Source organism: Streptomyces sp. NPDC058157 (genome assembly GCF_042884105.1).
GTDB lineage: Bacteria > Actinomycetota > Actinomycetes > Streptomycetales > Streptomycetaceae > Streptomyces.
This window is the reverse complement of the sequence record NZ_JBHVUQ010000048.1, coordinates 19,461-41,592: the sequence shown is the minus strand read 5'-3', so window position 1 is coordinate 41,592 and position 22,132 is coordinate 19,461. Positions and strand designations below refer to the sequence as shown.

25 protein-coding genes are annotated in these 22,132 nt (G+C 72.0%); 7 read left to right on the top strand and 18 right to left on the bottom strand.

The window, feature by feature from the left end:
- Positions 1–24: 24 nt before the first annotated feature.
- Complete coding sequence (locus ACFVXK_RS15020; RefSeq protein WP_389611943.1) at positions 25–351, top strand: hypothetical protein; 327 nt, start codon at positions 25–27, stop codon at positions 349–351.
- 17 nt (positions 352–368) lie between these two features.
- Here the strand turns inward: ACFVXK_RS15020 and ACFVXK_RS15015 are convergent, their stop codons facing one another.
- A complete protein-coding gene (locus tag ACFVXK_RS15015) occupies positions 369–803 on the bottom strand; it encodes a MarR family winged helix-turn-helix transcriptional regulator (RefSeq protein WP_389611942.1) in 435 nt (144 codons plus the stop codon).
- 111 nt (positions 804–914) lie between these two features.
- On the opposite strand from ACFVXK_RS15015, the gene ACFVXK_RS15010 reads away from it, so the two are divergent.
- Positions 915–1,766 (top strand): MBL fold metallo-hydrolase, encoded by an 852-nt coding sequence (locus ACFVXK_RS15010; protein WP_389611941.1) that lies wholly within the window; start codon positions 915–917, stop codon positions 1,764–1,766.
- Here the strand turns inward: ACFVXK_RS15010 and ACFVXK_RS15005 are convergent.
- Complete coding sequence (locus ACFVXK_RS15005) at positions 1,763–2,611, bottom strand: helix-turn-helix domain-containing protein (RefSeq protein ID WP_389611940.1); 849 nt, start codon at positions 2,609–2,611, stop codon at positions 1,763–1,765. The two genes, ACFVXK_RS15010 and ACFVXK_RS15005, sit on opposite strands and share 4 nt — an antisense overlap.
- A gap of 411 nt (positions 2,612–3,022) precedes the next feature.
- Here ACFVXK_RS15005 and ACFVXK_RS15000 point away from each other — a divergent pair, with 411 nt between their 5' ends.
- Entirely contained in the window at positions 3,023–5,149 is a 2,127-nt protein-coding gene (locus tag ACFVXK_RS15000; protein ID WP_389611939.1) for a WD40 repeat domain-containing serine/threonine protein kinase, read from the top strand.
- Positions 5,150–5,215: 66 nt separating this feature from the next.
- Positions 5,216–6,418 carry a hypothetical protein gene (locus ACFVXK_RS14995; RefSeq protein ID WP_389611938.1) on the top strand — a complete coding sequence of 401 codons (1,203 nt, stop codon included), beginning with the start codon at positions 5,216–5,218 and terminating at the stop codon, positions 6,416–6,418.
- A 9-nt stretch (positions 6,419–6,427) separates the two neighbouring features.
- On the opposite strand, the gene ACFVXK_RS14990 is transcribed toward ACFVXK_RS14995, so the two are convergent.
- The 6 genes from ACFVXK_RS14990 to ACFVXK_RS14965 all read right to left on the bottom strand — a co-directional run bounded on the left by ACFVXK_RS14990 (position 6,428) and on the right by ACFVXK_RS14965 (position 11,929).
- Complete coding sequence (locus tag ACFVXK_RS14990; RefSeq protein WP_389611953.1) at positions 6,428–7,393, bottom strand: glycosyltransferase family 2 protein; 966 nt, start codon at positions 7,391–7,393, stop codon at positions 6,428–6,430.
- A 116-nt stretch (positions 7,394–7,509) separates the two neighbouring features.
- Positions 7,510–8,835, bottom strand: coding sequence for a dicarboxylate/amino acid:cation symporter (locus ACFVXK_RS14985; RefSeq protein WP_389611952.1), 1,326 nt, complete (start codon positions 8,833–8,835; stop codon positions 7,510–7,512).
- A gap of 372 nt (positions 8,836–9,207) precedes the next feature.
- The gene (locus tag ACFVXK_RS14980; protein ID WP_389611951.1) at positions 9,208–9,516 is read right to left on the bottom strand and encodes a DUF4229 domain-containing protein; all 309 of its coding nucleotides are present in this window, start codon (positions 9,514–9,516) and stop codon (positions 9,208–9,210) included.
- Positions 9,517–9,609: 93 nt separating this feature from the next.
- Entirely contained in the window at positions 9,610–10,134 is a 525-nt protein-coding gene (locus ACFVXK_RS14975) for a GNAT family N-acetyltransferase (RefSeq protein WP_389611937.1), read from the bottom strand.
- A 115-nt stretch (positions 10,135–10,249) separates the two neighbouring features.
- Positions 10,250–11,413 carry an aminofutalosine synthase MqnE gene (mqnE, locus tag ACFVXK_RS14970; RefSeq protein ID WP_389611936.1) on the bottom strand — a complete coding sequence of 388 codons (1,164 nt, stop codon included), beginning with the start codon at positions 11,411–11,413 and terminating at the stop codon, positions 10,250–10,252.
- Between the two features lie 60 nt (positions 11,414–11,473).
- On the bottom strand, positions 11,474–11,929 hold the full coding sequence (locus ACFVXK_RS14965) for an Lrp/AsnC family transcriptional regulator (protein ID WP_042811055.1): 456 nt from the start codon (positions 11,927–11,929) through the stop codon (positions 11,474–11,476).
- A 121-nt stretch (positions 11,930–12,050) separates the two neighbouring features.
- Here ACFVXK_RS14965 and ACFVXK_RS14960 point away from each other — a divergent pair, with 121 nt between their 5' ends.
- Entirely contained in the window at positions 12,051–12,185 is a 135-nt protein-coding gene (locus ACFVXK_RS14960; RefSeq protein WP_385528340.1) for a hypothetical protein, read from the top strand.
- Here the strand turns inward: ACFVXK_RS14960 and ACFVXK_RS14955 are convergent.
- Positions 12,182–12,853, bottom strand: coding sequence for a UbiX family flavin prenyltransferase (locus tag ACFVXK_RS14955; protein ID WP_389611934.1), 672 nt, complete (start codon positions 12,851–12,853; stop codon positions 12,182–12,184). The two genes, ACFVXK_RS14960 and ACFVXK_RS14955, sit on opposite strands and share 4 nt — an antisense overlap.
- Positions 12,854–12,935: 82 nt before the next feature.
- Between ACFVXK_RS14955 and ACFVXK_RS14950 the strand changes: the two genes are divergently transcribed.
- Positions 12,936–13,544, top strand: coding sequence for a rhomboid family intramembrane serine protease (locus ACFVXK_RS14950; protein WP_389611933.1), 609 nt, complete (start codon positions 12,936–12,938; stop codon positions 13,542–13,544).
- Here ACFVXK_RS14950 and ACFVXK_RS14945 read toward each other — a convergent pair.
- The 4 genes from ACFVXK_RS14945 to ACFVXK_RS14930 form a co-directional block, all read right to left on the bottom strand.
- Positions 13,537–14,034, bottom strand: coding sequence for a Uma2 family endonuclease (locus ACFVXK_RS14945; RefSeq protein ID WP_389611932.1), 498 nt, complete (start codon positions 14,032–14,034; stop codon positions 13,537–13,539). The genes ACFVXK_RS14950 and ACFVXK_RS14945 overlap by 8 nt on opposite strands.
- 64 nt (positions 14,035–14,098) lie before the next feature.
- Entirely contained in the window at positions 14,099–15,022 is a 924-nt protein-coding gene (gene mqnP / locus ACFVXK_RS14940; RefSeq protein WP_389611931.1) for a menaquinone biosynthesis prenyltransferase MqnP, read from the bottom strand.
- The gene (locus ACFVXK_RS14935; protein ID WP_389611930.1) at positions 15,019–15,489 is read right to left on the bottom strand and encodes a hypothetical protein; all 471 of its coding nucleotides are present in this window, start codon (positions 15,487–15,489) and stop codon (positions 15,019–15,021) included. Before ACFVXK_RS14935 ends, mqnP begins: the two co-directional genes overlap by 4 nt.
- On the bottom strand, positions 15,486–16,943 hold the full coding sequence (locus ACFVXK_RS14930; RefSeq protein ID WP_389611929.1) for a menaquinone biosynthesis decarboxylase: 1,458 nt from the start codon (positions 16,941–16,943) through the stop codon (positions 15,486–15,488). The genes ACFVXK_RS14935 and ACFVXK_RS14930 overlap by 4 nt, the downstream gene beginning before the upstream one ends.
- A 90-nt stretch (positions 16,944–17,033) precedes the next feature.
- On the opposite strand from ACFVXK_RS14930, the gene ACFVXK_RS14925 reads away from it, so the two are divergent.
- Complete coding sequence (locus tag ACFVXK_RS14925) at positions 17,034–17,393, top strand: PLD nuclease N-terminal domain-containing protein (protein ID WP_389611928.1); 360 nt, start codon at positions 17,034–17,036, stop codon at positions 17,391–17,393.
- Here the strand turns inward: ACFVXK_RS14925 and ACFVXK_RS14920 are convergent.
- The 5 genes from ACFVXK_RS14920 to ACFVXK_RS14900 are packed head-to-tail and all read right to left on the bottom strand — an operon-like array spanning position 17,390 to position 22,129.
- Positions 17,390–17,881 (bottom strand): SRPBCC domain-containing protein, encoded by a 492-nt coding sequence (locus ACFVXK_RS14920; RefSeq protein WP_389611927.1) that lies wholly within the window; start codon positions 17,879–17,881, stop codon positions 17,390–17,392. The genes ACFVXK_RS14925 and ACFVXK_RS14920 overlap by 4 nt on opposite strands.
- Before the next feature lie 25 nt (positions 17,882–17,906).
- The gene (ccsB, locus tag ACFVXK_RS14915; protein ID WP_389611926.1) at positions 17,907–18,992 is read right to left on the bottom strand and encodes a c-type cytochrome biogenesis protein CcsB; all 1,086 of its coding nucleotides are present in this window, start codon (positions 18,990–18,992) and stop codon (positions 17,907–17,909) included.
- Positions 18,989–20,704, bottom strand: coding sequence for a cytochrome c biogenesis protein ResB (locus tag ACFVXK_RS14910; RefSeq protein ID WP_389611925.1), 1,716 nt, complete (start codon positions 20,702–20,704; stop codon positions 18,989–18,991). The genes ccsB and ACFVXK_RS14910 overlap by 4 nt, the downstream gene beginning before the upstream one ends.
- A gap of 14 nt (positions 20,705–20,718) precedes the next feature.
- Positions 20,719–21,495 (bottom strand): cytochrome c biogenesis CcdA family protein, encoded by a 777-nt coding sequence (locus ACFVXK_RS14905; RefSeq protein WP_389611924.1) that lies wholly within the window; start codon positions 21,493–21,495, stop codon positions 20,719–20,721.
- Positions 21,496–21,499: 4 nt separating this feature from the next.
- Positions 21,500–22,129, bottom strand: coding sequence for a TlpA family protein disulfide reductase (locus ACFVXK_RS14900; RefSeq protein WP_389611923.1), 630 nt, complete (start codon positions 22,127–22,129; stop codon positions 21,500–21,502).
- Positions 22,130–22,132 lie beyond the last annotated feature (3 nt).

The window sequence follows — 22,132 nt, the reverse complement described above, 5'->3', positions numbered from 1 at the left end:
GGCGCCGACCGCGATGATGTGGGCATGACCTACCGCCGTCGCCGCGACAGCATCGACCTGCCCCAGGACCGGGGCTGCCTGCGGTGGGTCCTGGGCGCCCCCCTGGCCGCGTTCGTCTACCTGCCGGCCGGCTACCTCTGCTACGTCTCCCTGGCCCTGCGCCCGGACGGCGGCCCGTACGACCGGATCCGCGACGACGCCCTGTTCACGGCCCACGCCTGCGTCGCCCTGTGCTTCGCCGGGCTGCTGCTCACGGCCGTGCCCGTCTTCCACCGCACCCTGGGCCGCTGGTGGTACGCCGCACCCTTCACCCTGGCCTCGCTCGCCTTCCTGCGCGGCCAGACCCTCTGACGCCCGGCGGTCGGCCGTCAGGAACCGGTGACGGCCCGTTCCAGCAGGTCGCGCAGCACCCGCTGCTCCTCCGGCGCGAGGCAGGCCACCGGCGAATCCACGTGCAGGAGGTCGAGCAGCCGGGTCCGCAGCGCCTCGCCCCCGTCCGTCAGGACGAGGAGCTTGGCCCGCCGGTCGGTGGGGTGCGGATGGCGTCCGACCAGGCCCTGCTTCTCCAGCCGGTCCACGACGAAGGTGGCGTTGGAGGGCTCGCAGTTCATCCGCTCGGCGAGCTCCCGCATGGTCATCGCCCCGCTCAGCTCCCGCAGCGCGGTCGCCTGCGCGGCGGTCAGCCCCAAGGCGGCGGCCCGCTCCCGCACGTGCTCGGCGATCCGCTGGGCGAGCCCGTCGACCAGACCGCACAACTGCCGCTCGGCGACGGCCTGCGACTGCGGCTCGGGGGACTCGGTCATGGCGCCCACCCTAACAACTCCATCAAGCCGAAGCATTTACAGCTTGAATGATTCAAGCTTGATGCTTATCGTGATCGCCATCGCGCTCCGAAGGCCGCACCAAGGAGAAAAATGCCCGACTTGCCTGCTCCCACCCGCCTGAACCGCCCCTCGGGCATCCGCTCCCTCCGGCTGGGCGACACGAAGGTGTCCTACGCCCCGGACGGAGCCGTACGGCTGCGCCCGCTGCACCTGCTCCCCGACACCACCGACGCGACCTGGGCCGCGCACCCGGAGTACCTGGACGGGGCGGGCCTCCTCGCCGGCAGCGTCGGCGCCCTCCTCGTCGAGCACGGCGGCCGCGCCCTCCTCATCGACACCGGCATCGGCCCGCACGCCTTCGAGAGCCCGGACGGCCCCCTGCACTCGGCCCACGGCGGCGCCCTCCCCGACAGCCTGGCCGCACTCGGCCGCCGGCCCGAGGACATCGAGGCGGTGGCCTTCACCCACCTCCACCCCGACCACCTCGGCTGGGCCTGCGAACCCCTCCTCGGCCACGCCGAGTTCCTGATCTCCGAGCCGGAGTGGGCGGACCGCGACGCCCTGGACCCCCGTGCGGCGCAGGCCCTCGCGAAGAACGTCCGCACCATCGCCCACGACGAGGAGGTCTTCCCGGGCGTCCGCGTCCGCATCGCCCCCGGCCACACCGCCGGGCACGCCGAGTACGTCATCACCGGCGGCGGCCGCCGCCTGATCGCCTTCGGCGACGCGATGCACTCGCCGCTCCAGGCCTCCCACCCCTCCTGGTCCTCGGGCTTCGACCACGACCTCCCCGCCACCGCCGGCCACCGCCACCGCCTGGCCGCGGAACTCGCGGAGCCGGACACGATCGGCTTCGGCGTCCACTTCGCCGACGTGGTCTTCGGCCGGATCGGCGCGACCGCCGACGGCACGCCCCCGTCCTGGCGCCCGGTGGACGCCTAGGCTGCGGCGGCGGTGTGCGGCTCCTCCGGCGGGCAGGTGCTGCACCGGCCGGGCTCGGGGGCCCGGAAAGCCTTGTCGCAGCCGTCGCAGTTCTGGAGCGGATCGGGCCGCGACGGCACCGCCTTGGGCGCCTCGCGGGGCAGTTCGGGCGGGATCCCGACCCGCAGCCGGTAGCCGAGCACCCCGGCGGCGCTGCGCATGTCGTCCGGCAGCCCGGCGACGAGCGCCCGCCGCACGGCCTCGGGCTCGGCGCCCCGGTCCAGCCAGGCGGTCACCCCGAGCGCCAGCCGGAGCACGTCCCGCTCGCCGAGCAGCAGCCGGGCGTCGTCGACCCGCAGCCGGGCCAGCAGTTCCACGGCCTCCCGCCGCACGGGCCCCGACGGCCGCGCCCCCTCGGCCTGCGCCCCGACCTCCCCCACGGGAACGGGCCCCGCCACGGGAACGGGCGCCCGGCCGGCCGGGGGCCCGGGCGGCGCAGGGGGCGTGGGTGGCTCGGGCGGTGCAGGGGGCGCAGGCGGTGCAGGGGGCGTAGGCGGTACGGGTGGCGGCTCGGGCGGTGGCGGGGCGGTCCTCGGCCGGTTGTAGAACACCGTCCGGGTCAGCAGGCGCCCCTCCGGGCCCCGCACCCGGCTGCGCTCCAGGTACCCGGCCGCTTCCAGCTCCCGCAGCCCGGCGGCGATCCGGACCTCCCCCTCGGGGAAGCGGTCGGCCAGCACCTTGATGCGGATCGGGCTGCCGTCGGGGAGCGCGCGGATGTGCACCGCGAGGCCGATCGCCAGCAGCGACAGCCCGGGGTGCCGGGCGAGGTGTTCGCCCACCTCGACGGAGGGACCGGCGTCCTCCACGTTGACGTGGAGGACACCTGATGTGACGGTCCCGGCGGGAACACGGGACGCGGCGCGCGTGGGCGCGTTAGGCTGCGTAGGAGCCATTGGGAAGCGGATCTCTTCCTGGTTGGTCAGGCCCTCGGCCGGGATGCCAGTCCCGTCGGGGGCCGTCTCATGTCTGGAGTTGTCGCGGCGAGCATATGCCAGCCAACCACCCCGAAATCCAGTCGAGTTGGGATGGTTCACCCGTGTGAGTGACCAGCCGCCGAGCGGGGGGTCAGGGGGGGTGGTCGGTGGGTTTTCACCCACCGACCAACCTGGTTGGTTTTTACGTCGGGCGCCACCGGATCCCGGCGGGCCCGGTCCCCGCCGCACCCCGTGCTGAACAATGGCCCCTGCCACAGCTGTCGTTGGACAACGGGGGGAACGATGAGGGCGGGGGAACGCCTGGCCGGCCGGTACCGGCTGGACGCGCGGCTCGGGCAGGGCGGGATCGGCGAGGTCTGGCGGGGGTTCGACGCCGACCTCGGGCGGCCCGTGGCCGTGAAGGTGCTGCTGGAGTTCGACGCGTCGGACGAACTCCTGGGCCGGTTCCGGCGCGAGGCGGCCATCGGGGCGCGGCTCCAGCACCCCGGGATCACCGTCGTCCACGACATCGGGCAGCACGAGAACCGGCTGTTCATCGTCATGGAGCTGCTGGAGGGCGAGGACCTCGCCCACCGCCTGGCCCGCTCCCCCGGCACCGGACTACCGGTACCCGAGGCCCTCGATCTGGCGCTCCAGGCGGCGGAGGCCCTGGCCGCCGCGCACGCGCAGAAGGTGGTGCACCGGGACCTCAAGCCCGCGAACCTCTTCCTGCTCGGCGAAGGCCGCCTGAAGATCTGCGACTTCGGCATCGCCCGCACCGCCGACAGCACCGGCGGACTCACCGTCACCGGCCGGGTGTTCGGCACACCCGCCTACATGGCGCCCGAGCAGTGGCGCGGCGAACACGTCGACGCGCGGTGCGACCTGTACGCCCTGGGGTGCGTGCTGTTCGCCCTGCTGACCGGGGCCCCGCCGTTCCCGGGCGCGGAGCAGGTGTGGGTGCTGATGCGCCGCCACCTGGACGAGGCCCCGCCCGCGCTGGACTCCGTACGGCCGGACCTGCCGCCGGCCCTGGTGGAGCTGGTCGCCGCCCTCCTGTCCAAGGACCCCGCCGAACGCCCCGACGCCCAGGCCACCACGACCCGGCTCCGTACCCTGCTCATCCCGGCACCGCCCGCCCCGGCACAGCCCCCGGCACAGGTCCCGACCATGGCACCGACCCCGCCCGCGCCCCCGGCCCGGGATCCGGGACCCGGTGCCGTCCCCGCCCCGAGGCCCGAGCCCGCCCCGGCACCCGAGCCGGTACGCACACCGGCGCCGCATCCCGTGCCCGCAGCAGCCCCCGCCCCCGCCCCCACCGTCACCGCTGCCCCGACGGCGGGGCGGCACACCGGCTCCGCCCCCACCGGCCCCGGGCGGGGTCCGAGCCGGCGGGCGGTCGTCCTCGGCGGACTCGCCGCACTCACCGTGGCCGCGGGCGGGACGGCCGCCGTCCTCGCCCTCGACGGCGACGACGGAGCTCCCGCACTCCACCCCGCGGCCACGCTCACCGGGCACGAGGCCTCCGTCGAGTCCGTGGCGTTCAGCCCCGACGGCAAGACCCTCGCCACCGGCAGCCGCGACCGCACCATCCGGATCTGGGACCTCGCCAAGGGCACGGCCACCGCCGTCCTGCGCCACGACGCCCTCATCCGCTCGGTGGCCTGGGCCCCCGACGGCAAGACCCTCGCGAGCGGCGGCGAGGACGCGAACGTGCTGCTGTGGACGCCCTCCCAGCAGACCCCGCTCGCACGGCTGAAGGACCACACCGGCCCGGTCCGGTCCGTCGCCTTCGGCCCGGACGGCAAGACGCTCGCCAGCGGCGGCGAGGACATGGCCGTCCGGATCTGGGACCTCACCGCCGCACGTCATGCCTACACCCTCGCCGGACACACCTCCGGCGTCTGGTCGGTGGCGTTCGCTCCCGACGGGAAGACCCTCGCCAGCGGCGCCGGCGACCGTACCGTCCGCCTGTGGGACCTCGCCGCGCGATCCGCCGCCGTCCTCCCCGAGGCGACGGGGGACGTGATGTCGGTGGCGTTCAGCTCCGACGGCGGCCTCGTCGCCTGCGGGGTGAATGTCGGGTCCGGGGCCCCGCCGGGCAACGCCGGCAGCTTCGGGAACACCGCCATGGCCGGACCCCTCGGCGAGCTCCGGGTGTGGAACGCCCGCACCCGCGCCCAGACCACCTACCACCCCGACCTCCCCTACAACGTCGCCTCGGTCGCCTTCCGGCCCGGCAGCACCACCCTCCTCGCCACCGGCGGCTGGGACGACGCGGTACGCCTGTGGGACCTGGGCGGAAAGACCCTCCCGGGCCCGGCCAAGGGGCACACCAGCCCGGTGTGGTCGGTGGCGTTCAGCCCCGATGGCAAGACCCTCGCCAGCGGCGCGGGCGACGGCACGGTCCGCCTCTGGACGCTCGCCTGACCGGCTGAACCGTACGGCGGCCCTCCGGGTGCGGGCCGGCGGGGCCGTGCCCAGACTGACGGGGAGATGATCGAACTCCCCCGGCCCGGCCGGCTCCGCGCCGCGCTGCCGCCGGTCGTCGCCTGGCTGGTCTCCGGCCTGGTCACCTGGGCGGTGGCGAGCGCCTCCGTCGCCGGGGACGGCTCACGGGTGGCCTACTGGTCCACGGGCGCCCGCCGGCGCTGGGACTCCGAGCACTACCTCTCCATCGCGCGCGGCGGCTACGAGATGTTCCGCTGCCGCGACCGGTACGCGAACTTCCCCGACGTCATGTGCGGGAACGTGGCCTGGTTCCCGGGGTACCCCATGGTGGTGCGGGCGGTGTCGGGGACCGGGCTGTCCTACGAGCTCTCCGCCGTCGTCGTCACCGAGGCCGCGCTGCTCGGCGCGTTCGCGGTGCTGTGGTGGCTGCTCGGCGCCGTCCTCACCCGGGCCACCGCCCTGACCCTGGCCGTCGCGGCCGTCTTCCCGGGGGGCGTCTACTTCCACGCGGTGTTCCCGATCGCCCTCGCGACACTGGCCCTGCTCGTCTGCGTCGCCGGGGTGGGGCGCGGGTCCTGGTGGGCCGCCACGGCGGGCGGGTTCGTCGCGGTCGCCTGCCATCCGGTCGGGGCCGTCGCCGTCGTGCTGCTGCTGTCGAGCGCCCTGTTCGCCTGGCGCGGGGACGCATGGCCGCGGCGGTGCGCGAAGGCGGCGGCCTCGGCCGTCGTCGCCGGGTGCGGGGTGCTGTGGGCCAAGTGGCTGATGTGGCAGGCGACGGGCCGCTGGGACGCGTACGAGACCATCCAGCGCAGCAGCTACGGCCAGGGCGACCTGCACGAGCCCTTCGCCGAGATGGCCCGGGCCTACCGGGTGCCGTTCCGCGACTGGTACACGCCCGAGGGGGACCTGCCCTGGCTGGTGGGGCACGCCCTCGCCGCGCACCGTCCACAGCTGTGGGTGAACACCGCCTTCGTGCTGCTGGTGGTGGCGACGGCGGTCGTCCTGCTGGTCCGCGAGCGGCGGCTGTCGGTCGTGGAGTGGGCCGCTCTGGTGCTGACGGTGGCGGTGTTCCTGGTGCCGTTCGTCGCGGGGGCGCAGATGTCCTGGTACCGCAACCACGCGCAGATGTTCGTCGGGCTGGTCCTCGTCCGCCGCATGTCCCCGTGGGTGCAGGTGCCGCTGCTGGCGGTCTGCGCGGTCCAGTACGCCCTCCTGGGCGCGATGTTCTTCGCCGGGGTGCTGGTCTGACGACAGGGCCTAGGGCCCCTCCTCCCCGGTGTCGCGGGCCACGACGTACGTCGGCCGGGCCTGGACCGCCGTGTGGATGCGGGCCACGTACTCGCCGAGCATGCCCAGGCAGAACAGCTGGACGGCGCCGAAGAACAGCATGGTGATGATCAGCGAGCTCCAGCCGGGCAGCGGGTTCCCGGTGGCGTAGACGGTCAGGGCCCAGACGAGGAAGGCGAGGCAGACCACGGAACTGAGCGCGCCGACCGCCGTGGCCAGCCGCAGCGGGACGGCGGAGAAGCTGGTGACGCTGTCGAAGGCCAGCAGGACCATCTTGTGCAGGGGGTACTTGGAGGTGCCGGCCGCCCGCTCCGCGCGCCGGTAGGCGACCTGCCCGCTGGGGAAGCCCAGCCAGGGGATGAGCAGGCGGTAGATCTGCTGCTGGTCGGGGAGGGTCTTGAGGGTGTCGACGACGGCCCGGGACAGCAGCCGGAAGTCGCCCGCCTGGGCGGGCACGAAGGTGCCGGCCAGGCGGCGCATGAGCCGGTAGTAGACGCCGGCCGTGCGGCGTTTGAAGCCGCTGTCGGTGGAGCGGTCGGAGCGTACGCCGTAGACGATGTCGAGGCGCTCGGCCCGGGCGAGGGCGAGCATCTCGGGGATGACCTCGGGCGGGTCCTGGAGGTCCGCGTCGATGCTGACGACGTACGCGCCGCGGGCCCGGCGCAGCCCGGCGGTGAGGGCGGCCTGGTGGCCGCAGTTGCGGCGCAGGGTGACCACGCGCAGCTGCGGCCAGGCGGCGCGCAGCTCCTCCAGCAGGGCGGGGGTCCGGTCGGTGGAGCCGTCGTCGACGGCGAGGACCTCGTACGGTTCGCCGCACCCGTCCAGGACCGGCCGGAGCCGTGCCGCCAGGACGGGCAGCACTTCCTCCTCGTTGAAGACGGGGACCGCGACCGACAGGGCCGGCTCATCCCCGCGCTCGTCGTCCACAGCCCTCATCATGCGCGAAGCCCCCGCACCCGGCACGCGGAGGAGGAGCGGAGGGGAACGCGCCGCGGCCCCCGCCCGGACGGGGGCGGGGGCCGCGGTGTCGCGTTGCCTCGGACGGGGTCGCGTCAGGCGGCGACGGCGACCGGGGCCGGGGTGGCGGCGGGCTCGTCCAGCGGGGAGGACGAGGCGGCGGCGTAGGCCTCCTTGTCGAGGATCCCCTCACGGGCCGAGACGAGGACCGGGACGAGGGCCTGGCCGGCCACGTTGGTGGCGGTGCGCATCATGTCGAGGATCGGGTCGATCGCCATCAGCAGGCCGACGCCGGCGAGCGGCAGGCCCAGGGTGGAGAGGGTCAGGGTGAGCATGACCGTCGCACCGGTCAGACCGGCGGTGGCGGCGGAGCCGACGACCGAGACGAACGCGATGAGCAGGTACTCCTTGATGCCCAGCTGCACGTCGAAGATGTTGGCGATGAAGATCGCGGCGAGGGCCGGGTAGATCGCGGCGCAGCCGTCCATCTTGGTGGTGGCGCCGAACGGGACGGCGAAGGAGGCGTACTCCTTCGGGACGCCGAGGCGCTCGGTGACCTTCTGGGTGACCGGCATGGTGCCGACCGAGGAGCGGGAGACGAAGGCCAGCTGGATGGCGGGCCAGGCGCCCTTGAAGAACTGGACCGGGTTGACCTTGGCGACCGTGGCCAGGAGCAGCGGGTAGACGCCGAACATGACGAGCGCGCAGCCGATGTAGATGTCGGCGGTGAAGGTGGCGTACTTGCCGATCAGGTCCCAGCCGTAGCTGGCGATGGCGGTGCCGATGAGGCCGACGGTGCCGAGGGGCGCGAGGCGGATGACCCACCACAGGGCCTTCTGGAGGAGTTCCAGGACGGACTCGGCGAGGTTCAGGACCGGCTGGGCCTTGGCGCCGAGCTGGAGGGCGGCGATACCGGCGACGGCGGCGAGGAAGACGATCTGCAGGACGTTCAGCTCGGTGAACGGGGTGACGATGTCCTTCGGCACGATGCCGGTCAGGAAGTCGATCCAGGAGCCGTGCCGCTTGGGCTCCTTGCCGTCGGCCGGGGTGAGGCCGGTGCCGGCGCCCGGGTCGGTCAGCAGGCCGATCGCGAGGCCGATGCCCACCGCGATCAGCGAGGTGATCATGAACCAGAGCAGGGTGCGGGTGGCGAGGCGGGCGGCGTTGTTCACCTTCCGCAGGTTGGTGATGGACACCAGGATCGCGAAGAAGACGAGCGGGGCGACGGCCAGCTTGAGCAGCTGGATGAAAATGTCACCGACCTGTTCGAGGGTGGTCTTCAGCCAGCTGACGTCCTGGCTGCGGGCGATCCAGCCGAAGAGGACGCCGAGCGCGAGGCCGGCGACTATCTGGGCCCAGAAGGGGAACTTGAACGAGGCCTTGGCGGGAGCCTGGGCCTGGGGGGACGCGGACACGGCAATCTCCGGGGGACGCGCGGACGTACGGCGGAAGGTTTCTGCGGGGGATGCGGTACGGCGGCAGCCGGAAAGGGGCCGGGCCGGCCGGCGACCGCTGCTGCGGGCGCTTCAGCGGCAACAGCAACAGGCCGCGGACACGCGGCGGCAGAGGTCGACGTGCAGGCGCGCCACGAGCACGGGGCTCGGGCCCATCGGGTGCGCTGCGGAGGTCAACATGTTGAACACGCTAACACTTCTGCTTTGAGAAACCCAAAGAGATGCTTTGACCATGGAGCGCGAAGGGGTGGATCCGCGGGGCCCGCAGACCCCCGGGAACGCCGAAGCCCCAGCGTGGCGGGGGGTGTTCCCGTCGCTGGGGCTCGTGCGGAGGTGGGGTCAGGCGCGGGCGGCGTCGTCGGCCGCGTCCTCCTGGCTGCGGCTCGCGGCGAGCTTCTGCTTCGCACCCGCGACGCGTCCGGAGATCTGCTGGGACATCTCGTCACGCTGCTTGCGCAGCAGGACGAAGGAGAGCGGGGCGGAGAGCACCAGCGCGAGCAGCACGATCCAGGCCGGGTTGGCGGAGCCCAGGCCCTTGGGCACGACGCCGAAGTGGACCAGGAGGGCGACGAAGACCAGGCATCCGACGAAGATGCCCAGGCGCATCGCGGTGTAGCGGATCGTCGCACTCGGCTTGAGGGACACGATGACCCCTTCTTTCTCATCGGAAACGTCGGACACGTCGGGACGTACCCGTCCAGTGAAGCACGCCGGGCCTTCGCACACGGGCGTCGGGGGGCCTCAGTGCAGGGGGAGCAGCATCGTGATGCCGTCGCGGTCGTCACCGGGGGCCACGCGGATGGCGCCGGGGATGCGCCCGACCTCCTTGTAGCCGCAGGCCGCGTAGAAGTGCTCCAGGCCCATGCCGCCCCGGCACTCCAGGACGACGGCCTCGATGCCGTCGAGCGTGCGGGCCGCGTCGGCGAGGGCGGCCATCAGGGCGCGGCCGGCGCCACGGCCCTGGAGGGAGGGGCGGACCATGACCGTGTACGCGTAGACCCAGTGCTCCATCAGGCGGTGCGGGTTGAAGGCGAGGAAGCCGGCCGCGGCCACGGTTCCGTCCTCGTCGCGCCCGACCAGCAGCCGGTGGCGGCCCTCGGCCATCGCGACGAGGTGCTTGACGAGGGCGGGCCGGACGTCGTCGAGGGTGACGGGCGGGACGAAGCCGACGGCGCCGCCGGCGTTGGAGACCTCGGTCCACAACTCCGCGATGCCGTCGCGGAGGGCGGGGTCGACGACGGGATCGAAGGTAAAAGTAAGGGTCACCAGGCGAGGCTATCCATTACCCGCCCGCCGGGCAACGGGTTTCCGGCACGCAAGAGGCCCCGGTCCGCCGGGGATGCGGCGGACCGGGGCCTTCGCGGGGCCGGGCGGGGCGGCGTCAGACGCGCATCGCCTGCGGGGTCTCGCGCAGCGAGGCGTCCGGGCCGGGGTACTCGCGGATGATCTCGTAGCGCGTGTTGCGCTCGACGGGGCGGAAGCCCGCCTCGCGGATCAGTTCGAGGAGGTCGTCGCGGGTCAGCTTGTTCGGGGTGCCGTAGTTGTCCGCGTCGTGCGTGATCTTGTACTCGACCACCGAGCCGTCCATGTCGTCCGCGCCGTGCTGGAGCGCGAGCTGGGCGGTCTGCACGCCGTGCATCACCCAGAAGACCTTGACGTGGGGCACGTTGTCGAAGAGGAGGCGGGAGACCGCGAAGGTCTTGAGCGCCTCGGCGCCCGTCGCCATCGTCGTGCGCGCCTGGAGCTTGTTGCGGACCTTGCCGTCCTTCATGTCCACGAAGTCGTGCTGATAGCGCAGCGGGATGAAGACCTGGAAGCCGCCGGTCTCGTCCTGGAGCTCGCGCAGCCGCAGCACGTGGTCCACGCGGTGGCGCGGCTCCTCGATGTGGCCGTAGAGCATGGTCGCCGGGGTCTTGAGCCCCTTCTCGTGCGCCAGGCGGTGGATGCGCGACCAGTCCTCCCAGTGGGTGCGGTGGTCGACGATGTGCTGGCGCACCTCCCAGTCGAAGATCTCCGCGCCGCCGCCGGTCAGGGACTCCAGCCCCGCCTCGATCAGCTCGTCGAGGATCTCGGAGGCCGACAGGCCCGAGATGGTCTCGAAGTGGTGGATCTCCGTCGCCGTGAACGCCTTCAGCGAGACGCTCGGCAGCGCCTCCTTGAGGGCCGACAGCGAGCGCGGGTAGTAGCGCCACGGGAGGGAGGGGTGCAGGCCGTTGACGATGTGCAGCTCGGTGAGGTTCTCGTTCTCCATGGCCTTGGCCAGGCGGACGGCCTCCTCGATGCGCATCGTGTACGCGTCCTTCTCGCCCGGCTTGCGCTGGAACGAGCAGTACGCGCAGGAGGCGGTGCACACGTTCGTCATGTTGAGGTGGCGGTTGACGTTGAAGTGGACGACGTCGCCGTTCTTGCGGGTGCGCACCTCGTGGGCGAGACCGCCCAGCCACGCCAGGTCGTCCGACTCGTAGAGGGCGATGCCGTCCTCACGCGTCAGCCGCTCGCCGGAGCGGACCTTCTCCTCCAGCTCGCGCTTGAGCCCAGCGTCCATGCCGGTGTCTCCTCTGTCTTCCCTGTCCCAGCCTGCGTGCAACCGCCACCCACCGTACTCTCAGGCGTCCTCGGGCAGCTCGCCGACCCGGTTCTCCCACTTGGTGGAGAGCACGATCGTGGTGCGGGTGCGCGAGACGCCCTTGGTGCCGGAGAGCTTGCGGATGATCTTCTCCAGGCCGTCGACGTCGCTGGCGCGGACCTTGAGCATGAAGGAGTCGTCGCCGGCGATGAACCAGCAGTCCTCGATCTCGGCGAGGTCGCGCAGCCTGCGGGCCACGTCCTCGTGGTCGGCGGCGTCGGAGAGGGAGATGCCGATCAGCGCGGTGACGCCGAGGCCGAGCTCGGCGGCGGCGACGGTCGCGCGGTAACCGGTGATGACGCCGGCCGTCTCCAGACGGTTGATCCGGTCGGTGACGCTGGGGCCGGAGAGGCCCACGAGACGGCCCAGCTCCGCGTACGAGGCGCGGCCGTTCTCCCGAAGCGCCTGGATGAGCTGCCTGTCCACCGTGTCCATTACGTGGAGCCTTCCATTATTCGGCGATCCTGCAAGTTTAGGTATAGAATCAAAGGCACGCAGGGTCAACACCCTGTGAATCTTTCAACAGATCAAAGACGATCTTCAGGAGTGGTTCACCGTGTACACGATCGAGATGGCCTACGCGCACATGCGACAGCTCCAGGAGCTGGCCAACCGATCCCGCACCGACCAGCCCGCCGCCGCCCACCGCAACGACAAGTCCCGCCGGCCGATCCGCGCCAAGAAGCGCTAGTCACGGGGGCGGGCGCTGCCAAGCTCCCCCTCCCAACGGCGGTACAGACCGTGCGGGACACCCGCCGCGTCGAGCACCCGCCCGGCGACGAAGTCCACGAGGTCCTGGATGTGCGTCGCCCCCGCGTAGAACGCCGGAGAGGCGGGCAGCACGATCGCGCCCGCCTCGTCCAGCGCCACCAGATGCTTCAGCGTCTGCCCGTTCAGCGGGGTCTCCCGCACCGCGACCACCAGCCTGCGCCGCTCCTTCAGCGTCACGCTCGCGACCCGCTGGAGCAGGTCCTTCGACAGCCCGAGCGCCACGCCGGCCACGCAGGCCGTGGACGCGGGCACGATCAGCATCCCCTTGACCGGGTACGAACCCGAGCTCGGCCCGGCGGCCAGGTCCCCGGCCGCCCAGTACCGCACGTCGTCCAGCCCGGACACCGCGAAGGTCCCCGGCTTCCCGTCGGCGCCCCGCGCCAGCCACTCGGCCAGATCGTCCCGCCAGTGCGCGTCCCGGAAGGCGATCCCGGTCTCGTCCAGCAGGGTGAGCCGCGAGGCCCGGCTCACCACCAGGTCCACCGCCTCGCCCGCCGCGAGCAGCCCTCGGACCACCGAGGCCGCGTACGGCGTCCCGGACGCCCCGGAAACCCCCACCACCCAGGGGGTGCGCTTGCGCTCAGTCATACCTCCGAGACTATCCGGCCACCCCTGCGACCCACTCGTTAAGGTGTGCCGGACGCACGACACGCCCCGGGGGACATGGCACATGGGTACGAACACGCCGGACACGACCGTCCCGGAGTGGAGCCGGAGGGAACGCGCGCTGGCCGCCGCGAAGCTGATGCTGGGCTGGGTGGCGCTGCTGTGGGCGCTGGAAGCGGTCGACTACGCGACGGGCCACGCGCTGGACCAGTACGGGCTCCGGCCGCGCGACACCGACCATCTGATCGGCATCGTCGCGTGCCCGTTCCTGCACTTCGGCTTCGGCCACGTCGCCTCCAACAGCATCCCGCTGCTGGTCTTCGGCTTCGTCGCCGCCCTCGGCGGCATACGCCGGTTCCTCGCGGTCAGCGTGCTGATCATGCTGGCGGACGGGATCGGCTCCTGGCTGATCGCCCCGCCGAACACCATCGGGGCGGGTGCCTCCGGCCTGGTCTACGGCCTCTTCGGCTACGTGGTCGTCCGTGGCTTCGTGGAGCGCAAGCCGCTGAACGTGGTGGTGGGCCTCGTGATCGCCGCGTGGTGGGGTGGCTCGATGTTCCTCGGCATCCTGCCCACGGACTCCGGCGTCGCCTGGTACGCCCACCTCATCGGCCTCGCCGCAGGCGTGGCGACGGCCCTCTGGCACCGCCGCCCGGCACCCCGGCTCAGCTGACGGCCGAGGGGTCGACCCGCAGCCCGGCCGTGTCCACGGACAGCTTCCCGAGCCCGCTCTCCACGACGACCGTCCCGCCGTACGGGATCACGTCCCGGCCCCGGTAGCCGTCAGGGCCGGGGTTCCACAGGGTGGTGCACTGCGCCTTGTAGGGGTCGAAGATCAGGTAGTGCGGGATCCCGCGCCGGGCGTAGGCCCGGTCCTTGACCTCGTAGTCGTCCGTCTCCGAGCCGGGATCGATCACCTCCACCACGAGCGCGACCAGCTCGGCCGGGTAGGCGTCGCGGTTCTCGGCAGCCGCGGCCGCGGGGATGACGGCGAGGTCCGGCGCATGTTCGACGGGCTCCGTTCCGCAGGCAACGCCGCTCACGCAGCCCCATCCGCTCGGAAGACAGGCCTCCAGGGCGTCCCAGATGTCCATGCGGGTGTTCGCGTGGAAGGGCCGGGAGCCCTGTGGTTGCGGGGAGCCGGTCGCGGTCGGCGGGTTCATCGGCCAAACCAAGCAGGCAACGGCCCGGCCGGGACCCGGTCCGGGTACCGCCCACCCGTTCGGGCTACAGCGCGAGGCCCCGGATCAGCAGGTCCGCCAAGGCGCACACGAACAGGGCGATGCCGATGAAGCCGTTGACCGTGAAGAACGCCCGGTTCAGCCGCGACAGGTCGTGCGGCTTGACGATCGTGTGCTCGTACAGGAACGCCGCCGCGACGATGAGCAGGCCCAGCCACAGGAACGCGCCGCCGTCCGTGAGGAGGGCGTACCAGGCCAGCAGGGCCGTGGTGATCGCGTGGCAGGCGCGGGCGCCCCACAGGGCGCCCGGGACGCCGAAGCGGGCCGGGACCGACTTGACGCCCTCGGCTCGGTCCGAGTCCACGTCCTGGCAGGCGTAGATCAGGTCGAAGCCGCCGATCCAGAAGCCGATGGCCAGACCGAGGACGACGGCCTCCCAGGACCACTCCCCCGTGACCGCCAGCCAGGCGCCGACCGGGCCCATCGCCTGGGCCAGGCCCAGGATGGCCTGCGGGAAGTTCGTGAACCGCTTGCCGTACGGGTAGACCACCATCGGGACCACCGCGACCGGCGCCAGCGCCAGGCACAGCGGGTTCAGGAGGGCGGCCGACCCCAGGAAGACGACCAGCGCCATGCCCGCGCCCGTCCAGGCGGAGCGCACCGACACCGCGCCGGTGACCAGTTCGCGGCCGGCGGTGCGCGGGTTGCGGGCGTCGAGCTCGCGGTCGATGATCCGGTTCGCGGCCATCGCGAAGGTCCGCAGGCCCACCATGCAGACCGTGACCAGCAGCAGCTCCCGCCAGTGCATCCGCCCGTCCAGGCGGAACATGGCGGTGAGCGCGGCGATGTAGGCGAACGGCAGGGCGAAGACCGAGTGCTCGATCATCACCAGCCGCAGGAACGCCTTGACCTTGCCGGCGGGACGCGGCGCCTGTCCGGAGCCGAGCACGCCTTCGGCGGTGGTCATCATGCGAGGCTCCTGCGGAAGTCTTCGAGGTCGGCGCGGAGCACGTCGGCGTCCACGTCCGGGATGTCCAGGGTCAGCGGGGCCTGCTCCTCGCCCTCGGGCGGGGTGATCACGGAGACGAAGCGGCAGGCCTCACCGCCCGGGTAGGCCTGGATGCGGAGCACCTCGCCCGCCTCGACGGTGAACGGCCCGGACTCGAAGGACAGCTCGGCCAGCAGCCGGTCGGCGAAGTCCTCGGCCTCGGCGTCCCGCAGGGCCGGCAGCTCGAAGCCGCCGCCGTCCACCCCGTCCTGCTCCCACATCAGTGCCCAGACCGTGCCGGGACCGGCGAACTCCTCGGGGCTCACGCCCGCCTGCTCCGCCGCCTCCCGGACCTCCGGGTCGGCCGGGTCCAGGCGCGGGCGCACGAGCGCCACGTAGGTCTCGTCGGTGCCGATGAAGAGGGCGGGGCCGCCCATCGCCGTGCTCACAGGCCGTACTCCTTCCAGCGGCGGTCCACCAGGGCCGCCGTCGCCGGGTCGGACTCGACCATGTCGGGCCAGCCGCCGTCGCGGGTGTAGCCCTCCTCCGGCAGCTTCTTGGTCGCGTCGATGCCCGCCTTGCCTCCCCAGAACTGCTGGTAGGAGGCGTGGTCCAGGTGGTCCACCGGTCCCTCGACCACCGTGAGGTCGCGGGAGTAGTCGGTGTTGCCGAGGGCCCGCCAGGACACCTCGTGCAGGTCGTGGACGTCGCAGTCCTTGTCCACCACGATGATCAGCTTGGTCAGCGACATCATGTGCGCGCCCCAGATGGCGTGCATCACCTTCTGGGCGTGCTTGGGGTACTTCTTGTCGATCGAGACGATCGCGCAGTTGTGGAAGCCGCCGGACTCGGGCAGGTGGTAGTCCACGATGTCCGGGACGATGATCTTGAGGAGCGGCAGGAAGAAGCGTTCCGTCGCGCGGCCCAGCGGGCCGTCCTCCGTCGGCGGCCGGCCGACGACGATCGACTGGAGCAGCGGGCGCCTGCGCATCGTCACGCAGTCGATCTTCAGCGCGGGGAACGGCTCCTGCGGGGTGTAGAAGCCGGTGTGGTCGCCGAAGGGACCCTCCGGCAGCATCTCGCCCGGCTCCAGCCAGCCCTCGACCACGACCTCGGCGTTGGCCGGGACCTGGAGCGGGACCGTCTTGCAGTCGACCATCTCGATCCGCTTGCCCGCCACGAACCCGGCGAACAGGTACTCGTCGATGTCGCCCGGCAGCGGCGCGGTGGAGGCGTAGGTGACGGCCGGCGGGCAGCCGAAGGCGATCGCGACCGGCAGCCGCTCGCCGCGCGCGGCGGCGACGGCGTAGTGGTTGCGGCTGTCCTTGTGGATCTGCCAGTGCATGCCGATGGTGCGCTTGTCGTGCCGCTGGAGTCGGTAGAGGCCGAGGTTGCGGACCCCGGTCTCGGGGTGCTTGGTGTGGGTCAGGCCCAGGTTGAAGAAGGAGCCGCCGTCCTTCGGCCAGGTGAACAGGGCCGGCAGCTGGTCCAGGTCCACGTCGTCACCGGTGAGGACGACCTCCTGGACGGGCGCGGACTCGCCCTTCACCTTCTTCGGCGGCACGTGCACCATCGAGCCGAGCTTGCCGAAGGCCTCGCGGACGCCGATGAAGCCCTGCGGCAGCTCGGGCTTGAGGAGGCCGCCGATCTTCTCGCTGATCTCGCCGTACGACTTGAGGCCCAGGGCCTTCAGGAGGCGGCGGTCGGTACCGAAGACGTTCATGGCCAGCGGCATCGCCGAGCCCTTGACGTTCTCGAAGAGCAGCGCGGGGCCGCCCGCCTTGTTCACTCTGTCGACGATCTCCCCGACCTCCAGGTACGGGTCGACTTCGGCCTTGATGCGCTTGAGGTCGCCCTCCCGCTCCAGAGCCCGGAGCAGCGAGCGGAGATCGTCGTAAGCCATGGGCCCCAGTATCCGTCACCGAATACCCTGGGGACGTCACCGGGGCCCCGTGCGGGCCCGCCGCCACTGCCCGGGAGTCGGTCCCACACCGTGCTGCGCTATCTGCCGTTCCTGCTGATCATCGCGCTGACCATCTATGCCTTCATCGACTGCCTGAACACCCCGGAGGAGGAGGTCAAGAGCCTCCCGAAGGGGGTGTGGGTGATGATCATCCTGCTGTTCTCGATCGTCGGCCCGGTGGTGTGGCTGTTCGCCGGCAAGAAGCGCACGGCGGCCGGCGGCGCGGGCGGCTTCGGCGGGGGCTTCGCCGGGGGCGGCCGGACGCGCCGTACGCAGTGGGTGGCGCCCGACGACAACCCCGAGTTCCTGCGCTCGCTGCGCAAGGACGACGACGGGGACGGGGACGGGGAGAAGGACAAGGACGACAAGGGCCGCGACGGCCAGGGCTAGGCCGCGTACGAGGCCCTCAGCTCGGCCCAGCGGGCGTCGGTCCAGGACGGCCAGTCCGCCGGGTGCCCGGCGAGGGCGGCCTCCAGCAGTTCGAAGTGGTCGTGCCAGCCGGCCAGGCAGTCCAGGCGCTCGGCGTCGGAGCCCTCGCGCTCGTCCAGGAAGCGGATCACCGTCGAGTCGGTGCCGACGGGCTCCAGGTGGAAGCGCATCCGGCCGTGCTCGGAGACCGTGTACTCCACCACCCGCTCGGCGTCCCAGGCCGTGACCTCCCCCGACACCGTGGTGCCGGAGTTCAGCCAGCGCAGGGTGACGGCCCCGCCGAGCCTGCGTTCCAGCACGTCGGCGGCGGCCAGCCAGGTGCGCAGCCCGTCACCGGTGGTCAGTACGGGCCACAGGGCCTCGTAGGCGTAGGGGACGTGCAGCTCGAAGCGCAGCAGCCAGCGGCCGGGGCCGCGCGGCTCGCTGGTGGCATGGCTCACAGGAGACATACCACCAGCGTCCCACCGACCGGCGTCAGACGCCCGCGTAGGAGTGCTTGCCGCTGAGCAGGATGTTCACGCCGTAGTAGTTCCAGATCCAGCAGGCGAAGGCGAACAGCGCCAGGTAGGCGGCCTTGCGGCCCTTCCAGCCGGCGGTGGCGCGCGCGTGCAGGTAGCAGGCGTACGCCACCCAGGTCACGAACGACCAGACCTCCTTGGGGTCCCAGCCCCAGTAGCGGCCCCAGGCGTCTCCGGCCCAGATCGCGCCCGCGACGATGGTGAACGTCCACAGCGGGAAGACGGCCGCGTTGATGCGGTACGAGAACTTGTCGAGGGTGGCCGCCGACGGCATCCGCTCCAGCACCGAGGTGCGGAAACGGCCCGGGGTCTTCCCGGCCTCCAGGTCGCTCTCGTAGCTGTCGCGGAACAGGTAGAGGACCGCGCCGGCCGCACCGATGTAGAAGACGGCGCCGCAGAAGATGGCGGTGGAGACGTGGATCCACAGCCAGTACGAGTGCAGGGCCGGGACCAGCTGGTCGCTGGCGGTGTACAGCCAGGTGGTGGCGATGCCCAGGTCCAGCAGGACCGAGGTGACGAGGATCAGGCCGAGCCAGCGGACGTTCTTCTTCAGCGCCAGCAGCGCCAGGTAGGCGCCGACCGCGACCGTGGAGAACGTCAGGTTGAACTCGTACATGTTGCCCCAGGGGGCCCGCTCCACCGACAGCGCGCGCGAGACCACGCCCGAGGCCTCGATGAGGAAGCCGAGGACGGTCAGCGAGACCGCGATGCGCCCGTACAGGTCGCCCTTCTCGGTGCCGCCGGCCGCGCCGGGACCGTCCGGGACGTCACGGGCGCCGGAGGCGGCGCGGGTGACGACCTTCGGCTTGTCCAGGACGGCCGTGCCGCCGCCCTTGGTCCGCACCTGCACGGCGGGCGCCGAGGCGGCCGCGGCCGCCGGGGTCAGCGCGGCGGCCGTACGGCCCACCTTGCTGCGGCTGCCGAACACCCACTCCGTGATGTGCGCGAAGAAGGCGAGCATGTAGACCGCCATCGACGCGTAGACCAGCTTGTTGCTGAGATCGGCGAGGCTCTCGTTCGTGGCCGCCGCGAGCAGCGTCATGCGCGCTCCCCTTCTTCTTCTGTTGTGGTGTCGGCTTCCGCCGGCCCGTCTTGCGCCGGCCCGGCCTCCGCCGGGCTCGGCGCCGTCTCGTAGAGGGCGGCGGAGAGCGCCGAGAGCTCCTCGGGGAGCTTCGCGGACTCGCTGCGGCCCAGGCCCGCCATCTCGACGACGGTCACGCCGTCCGCACCGCGCACCGCACGGACCCAGATCCGGCGGCGCTGGACGAACAGGGACGCGGCCAGACCGCCGATGGCGATCACGGCGCCCCCGAGGGCCAGCCCGGAGGCGGGCTGGTGGGTGACGGAGAAGGTGGCCCAGCGCTCGATGCCCTCGAACTTCACCGTGCCGGCGCCGTCGGGGAGGGTCATCGTCTCGCCGGGGAGCAGCCGCTGCTTGAACAGCTGCCCCTCCGGGTCCTTGAACTCCTGCATCTTGGAGGTGTTCAGCTGGTACACGTTCTGCGGCAGACCCGAGTCCATGCCCAGGCTGCCGTGGTAGGCGCTGAGGGCGAGGACCGGGAAGTTCAGGTCCGGGAACTGGGAGAGCATCGTGCCCTTGCCGGCGCCCGCGAACGTCGGCACGAACATGGCGTTGAAGCCGAGCTGCTCCTTGTCGCCGTTCTTGTTGACGTAGCCGTCCGGCACCTTCACGGCGCCCGACGAGCTGAGGTTGCCGTCGAAGGGCAGCATCGGGACGGCGTCGCGGTAGACCACCTTGCCGGCCGGGTCGGTGACCGAGATGACCGGGGCGTAGCCGTGGCCGAGGAGGTAGACCTTCGAGCCGTCGACCTCCAGCGGCTTGTTGACCTCGATCTCCGCCTTCTTCGGCGCGCCCTCGGCGCCGTCGCGGTAGGTGACGTACGCCTTGAAGTCGCGGGCGGTGCCCTTCTGGGGGCCGGCCTTCTCGTAGCTGGCGTCGAACTTGTCCAGGGTGAACGAGAACGGCACGAGGTCGTCGGCGGAGAAGAGGCTGCCGGACTTGAAGTCGTCGTACTGGGTCAGCGTGTTCGAGAAGCCCTTGCCGCGCAGCACGAGCTTGCCGCCCTCGGACTTGAACAGCTGCCCGCACGCGAACGCCACGAGCATCACGATCAGGGCGATGTGGAAGGCCAGGTTCCCGGCCTCGCGCAGGTAGCCCTTCTCGGCGGCGACCGCGCCGCCGGAGGCCTCGGTACGGAAGCGGCGCCCGCCGAGCAGCCCCTTCGCGGACGCGAGGACCTCCTCCGGGTCCTTGTCCGTACGCCACGTCGCGTACGCCGGCAGCCGGTCCAGCCGGCGCGGCGCACCCGGCGGGCGGCCGGTGAGCTGGCCGACGAACTGCCAGGTGCGCGGCACGATGCAGCCGATCAGCGACACGAACAGCAGGATGTAGATCGCGGAGAACCACACCGAGCTGTAGACGTCGAACAGCTGGAGCTTCTCGGCGACCGGCACCCAGAACCCGTGGGTCTTCTTCCACTCCGCGACCTTCATCGCGTCGACCTGGGTCTGCGGGATGAGGGAGCCGGGGATGGAGCCGAGGGACAGCAGGAACAGCAGGATCAGCGCCACCCGCATGGAGGTGAGCTGCCGCCAGAACCATCGGGCCCAGCCGACGACCCCGAGGCCGACGGGGGCGGCGGGGCCGTCCTCGACGGGGGCCGTGGACAGCTGCGCGCGGGCGGCCTCGTCCTCGTTCGGCGCCTCGGCGGGCGCCTTGTCGGTCGTACTCATGTGCGTGTAGTCCCTCAGATCCCGACCGAGAAGCCGTCGGTCCAGCTCCGCATGTCGTCCACGATGCCGGCCCACATTCCTGTGACGAGCAGCAGACCGGTCAGGATCAGCATGCCGCCGCCGATGCGCATCACCCACGCATAGTGCTTCTTCACCCAGCCGAACGCGCCGAGCGCCTTGCGGAAGGCCAGCGCCGTGAAGATGAACGGCAGGCCCAGTCCCAGGCAGAACACCACGGTGAGCAGGGCCCCTCGGCCCGCGGTCGCCTGCTGCATCGACAGCGTGTTGACCGCCGCCAGCGTCGGCCCCATGCAGGGGCTCCAGCCGACGCCGAACAACACGCCGAGCAGCGGCGCCCCGACCAGTCCGGCGGCCGGCTTCCGGTGGAAGCGGAACTCGCGCATCGTCAGGCCGGGGATCCACCCCAGGAAGAAGAAACCCATCAGGATCACCACGCCGCCCAGCACCCGGGAGATGACCTCCCGGTTGTCGGCGAGGGAGTCCCCGAAGAAGCCGAACAGCGCGCCGGTGGAGGCGAAGACGGCCGTGAAACCGAGGACGAACAGGCTCGCGCCCGCCAGCATCCGCCCCCGCCGGGCCTCGGCGAGGTCGGCCCCGCCGACACCCGTCACGTAGGACAGGTAGCCGGGGACCAGCGGCAGGACGCAGGGGGAGAAGAAGGAGACCAGCCCGGCCAGCAGGGCCAGGGGCAGGGCCAGCAGCAGGGCGCCGTTGAGGACGGTGCCGTTCACGCCGGTCGACTCGGCGGCGAGGAGGTGCTCGACGACCACGAGGTCACTGCTCCGCGAGGAGCGGGTCGATCATCGAACGCAGCTGCTTGTCGTTGATCGCGGCCAGCGTGCGGGCCGCGATCCGGCCCTGCTTGTCGAGGACGATCGTGGACGGGATCGACTGCGCGTTCAGCGTGCCCTTGGGGAAGCGCAGCATCAGCTTGCCGTCCGGGTCGTACAGGCTCGGGTAGGTGATCCCGAAGTTCTGCTCGAAGGCCGCCGCGTTCTGTGTGCTGTTGTCGCGGGTGTTGATCCCGACGAACGCGACGTCCTTGCCGGCGTCGCCCAGCTCCTTGGACACCTGGGCGAAGTACGGGGCCTCGGCCCGGCAGGGCGGGCACCAGGAGCCCCAGACGTTGAGGACGACGACCTTGCCCTTGAGGGTGGTGGTGTCCAGCGTCTTGCCGTCGACGGTGGGACCGTCCAGCTTCGGCGCCTCGGTCCGGTCACCCGCGGCGACGGTGGAGATGCCGCTGGGACCCGTCACGTAGTTGCCGCCCGCGGACCCGGACGACTTGCTGCTGCTGTCGTCGCACGCCGTCAGGGTCAGGGCGCTCGCGAGGGTCACCGCAGTCAGCAGGAGGGCGCGGCCGCTGGTCGAGCGGCTGCGGCGGGGGGCGCGGCTAAGGCTCATGTG

Coding starts and splice junctions, on each gene's coding strand:
- ACFVXK_RS14950 (WP_389611933.1), top strand. CDS start 12,936: ATGGGTACGAACACGCCGGACACGACCGTCCCGGAGTGGAGCCGGAGG.
- ACFVXK_RS14930 (WP_389611929.1), bottom strand. CDS start 16,943: ATGGCTTACGACGATCTCCGCTCGCTGCTCCGGGCTCTGGAGCGGGAG.
- ccsB (WP_389611926.1), bottom strand. CDS start 18,992: ATGACGCTGCTCGCGGCGGCCACGAACGAGAGCCTCGCCGATCTCAGC.
- ACFVXK_RS14965 (WP_042811055.1), bottom strand. CDS start 11,929: ATGGACACGGTGGACAGGCAGCTCATCCAGGCGCTTCGGGAGAACGGC.
- ACFVXK_RS14995 (WP_389611938.1), top strand. CDS start 5,216: ATGATCGAACTCCCCCGGCCCGGCCGGCTCCGCGCCGCGCTGCCGCCG.
- ACFVXK_RS15015 (WP_389611942.1), bottom strand. CDS start 803: ATGACCGAGTCCCCCGAGCCGCAGTCGCAGGCCGTCGCCGAGCGGCAG.
- ACFVXK_RS14910 (WP_389611925.1), bottom strand. CDS start 20,704: ATGAGTACGACCGACAAGGCGCCCGCCGAGGCGCCGAACGAGGACGAG.
- ACFVXK_RS14955 (WP_389611934.1), bottom strand. CDS start 12,853: ATGACTGAGCGCAAGCGCACCCCCTGGGTGGTGGGGGTTTCCGGGGCG.
- ACFVXK_RS15000 (WP_389611939.1), top strand. CDS start 3,023: ATGAGGGCGGGGGAACGCCTGGCCGGCCGGTACCGGCTGGACGCGCGG.
- ACFVXK_RS14920 (WP_389611927.1), bottom strand. CDS start 17,881: ATGTCTCCTGTGAGCCATGCCACCAGCGAGCCGCGCGGCCCCGGCCGC.
- ACFVXK_RS15020 (WP_389611943.1), top strand. CDS start 25: ATGACCTACCGCCGTCGCCGCGACAGCATCGACCTGCCCCAGGACCGG.
- ACFVXK_RS14900 (WP_389611923.1), bottom strand. CDS start 22,129: ATGAGCCTTAGCCGCGCCCCCCGCCGCAGCCGCTCGACCAGCGGCCGC.
- mqnE (WP_389611936.1), bottom strand. CDS start 11,413: ATGGACGCTGGGCTCAAGCGCGAGCTGGAGGAGAAGGTCCGCTCCGGC.
- ACFVXK_RS15010 (WP_389611941.1), top strand. CDS start 915: ATGCCCGACTTGCCTGCTCCCACCCGCCTGAACCGCCCCTCGGGCATC.
- ACFVXK_RS14990 (WP_389611953.1), bottom strand. CDS start 7,393: ATGAGGGCTGTGGACGACGAGCGCGGGGATGAGCCGGCCCTGTCGGTC.
- mqnP (WP_389611931.1), bottom strand. CDS start 15,022: ATGATGACCACCGCCGAAGGCGTGCTCGGCTCCGGACAGGCGCCGCGT.
- ACFVXK_RS14945 (WP_389611932.1), bottom strand. CDS start 14,034: ATGAACCCGCCGACCGCGACCGGCTCCCCGCAACCACAGGGCTCCCGG.